The 4,285-nt window shown below is 71.0% G+C and carries 2 protein-coding genes and 1 pseudogene; all 3 read left to right on the top strand.

Translation table 11 applies throughout. The features are described from left to right. Positions 1 to 171: pseudogene (locus tag AC1DVT_RS18315) on the top strand (IS30 family transposase); the annotation flags it as partial. Positions 172 to 434: 263 nt separating this feature from the next. After that, on the top strand, positions 435 to 3,344 hold the full coding sequence (locus AC1DVT_RS18310; RefSeq protein ID WP_477390597.1) for a family 78 glycoside hydrolase catalytic domain: 2,910 nt from the start codon (positions 435 to 437) through the stop codon (positions 3,342 to 3,344). Positions 3,345 to 3,378: 34 nt separating this feature from the next. Then, positions 3,379 to 4,285, top strand: a 907-nt coding sequence (locus tag AC1DVT_RS18305) for a DUF5060 domain-containing protein (protein ID WP_477390596.1), incomplete at its 3' end; no start/stop codon positions are given.

The raw sequence follows: 4,285 nt of genomic DNA, 5'->3' as shown, positions 1-4,285 counted from the left end.
GGGCTGATCCGCGACTTCTACCCCAAGGGCACGAACTTCAACACGATCACCGACGCCGACCTCGCCGACACGCAACGACTGCTCAACATCCGACCCCGCAAGACCTTGCTCTTCGCGACACCTGCCGAAACACTCGACACGTACATCCGAGACGTTGCACTGACAGATTGAAACCGCCCCATCTCGTCACGCTGAGGTCGGTGGATTGGCGCGAAGTCGGTGGTTTCGGCGGAGGCGACCGGAGGGGAAATATCAGGCCCGGCAGTGCAGGGCGACCCCCGCCGTCGCCAGTCCGGGCGCCTGAATCGGCACGGCTCCCAAGGCAATCATCCTTCCCGACACTGAAGGCATCGCGTCCCATTGATCGGGAGATCCGCGTCGGCGTCGCCTTCGTCGCTGTATCGTTTCAACGAAATCGCCGAAGGAGACGATGAGTGACCGAGCCCTCCCGTGTCGCAACGCTGCGCGCAGAACTCCGAGACGACACCGCGTTCGTCGCCACCCCGACCCCGCGGCTGAGCTGGACTGTCGAATCGTCCGAGGCCGGCTGGCTGCAGGCCTCCGCCGAGCTGAGTGACGGCCGCGAGACCGTGACCATCGAGGGCCGAAGCAGTGTGCTCGTCGCCTGGCCGTTCCCCCCACTCGCACCCGGCGAGCGCCGCGATGTCACCGTGCTGGTGCGCGCCGTCTCGGGTGCGGAGACCGCGCAGAGCGAGCCGCTGCGCGTCGAGGCCGGCTTCCTCGCCGAGGGCGAATGGGTCGCCCAGCCGATCGGGCTGCAGAACCCGGCGCGCGAAGCGCAGCCGGTGCTGCTGCGCACCGCATTCACGCTCGACCAGCCAGTGGAGCGCGCCCTGCTCTTCTGGACCGCCCTCGGCGTCGCCGAGCCCGAGCTCAACGGCTCACCGGTCTCGGACGACGTCCTCGCCCCCGGCTGGACCAGCTATCGCGACCGGCTCGTGCACGAGACCGTCGACGTCACCGCACTCGTCCGCGAGGGCGAGAACGTGCTCGGCGCCTCGGTGGCCGGCGGCTGGTACACCGAGAAGTACGGGTTCTTCAACTTCGCGGCCCGCCTCTACGGCACCCAGCCGTCGTTCCTCGGTCAGCTCCGCGTCACCTACACCGACGGCACCACCGCGACGATCGCGGCCACCGGCGACGGCTGGACCGCCTCCGGCGAGGGCCCGATCGTCGACAGCGGCATCTACCCGGGCGAGACCCAGGACCTCCGTCGCGCCGTGCCCGGCTGGTCGACCCCGTCGGCCCCGTCGGTCCCTGAGCTCCACCCGGCGGTCCCTGAGCTTGTCGAAGGGCCTGACGACGACGCTTCGACAGGCTCAGCGACCGGCCCATCAGCGGCCGGCACAGCCTGGACGCCCGTGCGCGTCGGCGCCGCCGCGCTCCCCGAGTACGAGAACGTGCCCGTCCCCGAGGCGCGGATCGCCCCGCCGGTGCGCCGCACCCAGACCCTCCCGGTCGCCGAGGTGATCCCGACCCCCTCCGGCGGTCGCATCCTCGACTTCGGGCAGAACCTCGTCGGGCGCGTGCGGATCCGGGCCACCGGCGCCGCCGGCACGACCCTGACCATCCGGCACGCCGAGGTGCTCGAAGACGGCGAGCTCGGCATCCGTCCCCTGCGCAACGCGAAGGCGACCGCCGCCTTCACCCTCGCCGGCGCCGGCGTCGAGATCCTCGAGAGCCGGTTCTCGTTCTATGGGTTCCGGTACGCCGAGATCACTGGCGGCGAGATCGACCCCGCCGACGTCGAAGCCGTCGTGCTGCACACGGACATGACCCGCACGGGGTGGTTCGAGGCATCCGACCCGCTCATCGAGCGTCTGCACGAGAACGTCGTGTGGGGCATGCGCGGCAACTTCCTCTCGATCCCGACCGACTGCCCGCAGCGCGACGAGCGCCTCGGCTGGACGGGCGACATCCAGGTGTTCTCGCCGACCGCGAGCTTCCTCTACGACAGCGACGGCTTCCTCACCTCGTGGCTGCGCGACCTCGCCCACGAGCAGGCGCGCAACGACGGCGAGGTGCCGCTCGTCATCCCCGCGGCGCTCCCCGCGTTCGGTGGCGGCGGACCGACCGCGGCGTGGGGGGATGCCGCGACCGCCGTGCCGACCGTGCTGTACGAGCGGTTCGGCGATCTCAGCGTGATCGAGGCGCAGTACGCGAGCATGAAGGCGTGGACCGATGCGGTGCTTCGGGATGCCGGACACCAGGGTCCCTGGGCGGGCCGCATGCAGCTCGGCGACTGGCTGGATCCCTCCGCTCCGCCGGACAAGCCTTTCCAGGCGAAGGTCGACGGCGACATCGTGGCGACCGCCTACCTCGCCCAGTCGCTCCGTCAGGTCGCGGATGCGGCCGCTCTGCTCGGTCTCGACGACGACGCCGAGACCTACGCCGCGCTCGCCGAGCGCAGCCGGGCAGCGTTCGTGGCGCACTACGTGACACCGGCCGGCCGCATGATGAGCGACGCCCCGACGGCGTACGCGCTCGCCCTCGAGTTCGATCTCGTGACCGATCCGGAGCTGCGTCAGGCCCTCGCCGACCGGCTCGCGGTGCTCGTCCGCGAAGGCGGGTACCGCATCGCCACCGGCTTCGTGGGCACACCGCTCGTGACCGATGCGCTCACCGATGGTGGACATCTCGCCGCCGCCGAGCGCCTTCTCGTCCAGACGGAGTGCCCCTCGTGGCTCTACCCCGTGACGATGGGCGCGACGACGGTCTGGGAGCGCTGGGACAGCCTGCTGCCGGACGGCTCGGTGAACCCGGGCGAGATGACGTCGTTCAACCACTACGCCCTCGGAGCGGTCGCGGACTGGCTGCACCGGACGGTGGCGGGGCTCGCCCCGGCCGCGCCGGGCTACGCGCAGCTGCGCATCGCGCCGCAGCCGCTCGCCGGACTCGAGCACGCGTCCGCACGCCACCTCACGCCCTACGGCGAGGCCTCCGTCGCGTGGCACCGCGACGGAGCCGAGATCGTCGTACGCGCCGTGGTGCCGGCGAACACGACCGCGGTCGTCGAGTTGCCCGGAACATCGGTCGCCATCGAGGTGGTATCCGGCGTGCACGAGTGGCGCGTCCCCGCGCCGGTCGCGGTCGAGCGAGCGCCGCTGCCGGGGCTCGAAGCATCCCTCGCTGAGATCATCGACGACCCGCGCGCCTACCGCGCCGTGCTCGACACGCTCGCCGCCGTCGACCCAGGCATGGCCGAGGGCGTACGCTCGGGCACCTCCTGGGGCGCGGGGCGGCCACTCGCCACCGCGCTCATGTTCACCCCGCCCGACGTGCTCGCGAAGGTGGATGCGGCCGTGCGCGCCGCGACCTCCTGACTGCCTCGCCGCGTAACCACCACTAGGAGACATCATGTTCGACCGCGCGTCCACCTTCGGCGAAGCCCTCGACAACCCCGCCGCACGGGCGATCCTGGAGCGGTACATGCCTGGCATCGCCGCGTCGCCGATGGTCGCGCAGTACCGCGACGGCCGGCTGGGTTCACTCGTCGCCTTCATTCCGGCCCTCGAAGACCCAGCCGAGCGGGAGCGCCTGTGGGACGAGCTCTCCGGGGTCGGCGACGGCGTCGGCCGCCCGCCGTACGCGCCGGCGATCGCGCCCGACCCCGCTTACGAGGACGAGACGGTGGCGCGGGGCTCGGCATCCGTCGTCTTTCCCGCTCCCGTGCCGCTGTGGGATGTGCTCGAGGTGCGCCTCGACGGCCCGTCGCACGGCAACCCCTTCGTCGACGTGGAGCTGGATGCCGTCTTCACGCGTGGCGGCGAGGAGCTGCGGGTCGGCGGGTTCTATGACGGCGGTGGGCGATACGTCATCCGCGCGCTCGCCGACGTGGAGGGCGAGTGGACCTTCCTCACGCGATCGACCGCCCGATCGCTCGACGGCATCGTGGGGACGGTCACGGTTGTACCTGGCCGCAAGGGCAGCCACGGCCCGGTTCGCGTGGACGGCTTGCACTTCCGGCACGCCGACGGCACCCGCCACCGCCCGCTCGGCACTACGGCCTATGCCTGGACCCATCAGCCCGCAGCCCTGCAGGAGCAGACGCTGCGCACCTTGGCYGACGCCCCGTTCACCAAGCTGCGGATGTGCGTCTTCCCGAAGTCGTACCTCTACAACGCGAACGAGCCCGAGGACTTCGTCTTCCCCGGGTCGCTCGAAGACGGGTTCGACCTCGAGCGCTTCGATGTCACGCATTTCCACCGACTCGAGGAGCGGATCACCCAGCTCGCCGACCTGGGCATCGAAGCCGACCTCATCC

The sequence above is a fragment of the Microbacterium sp. P2_F9 genome, assembly GCF_056403635.1.
The sequence above is the reverse complement of the archived record's forward strand: the minus strand, read 5'-3'. Positions and strand labels throughout refer to the sequence as shown.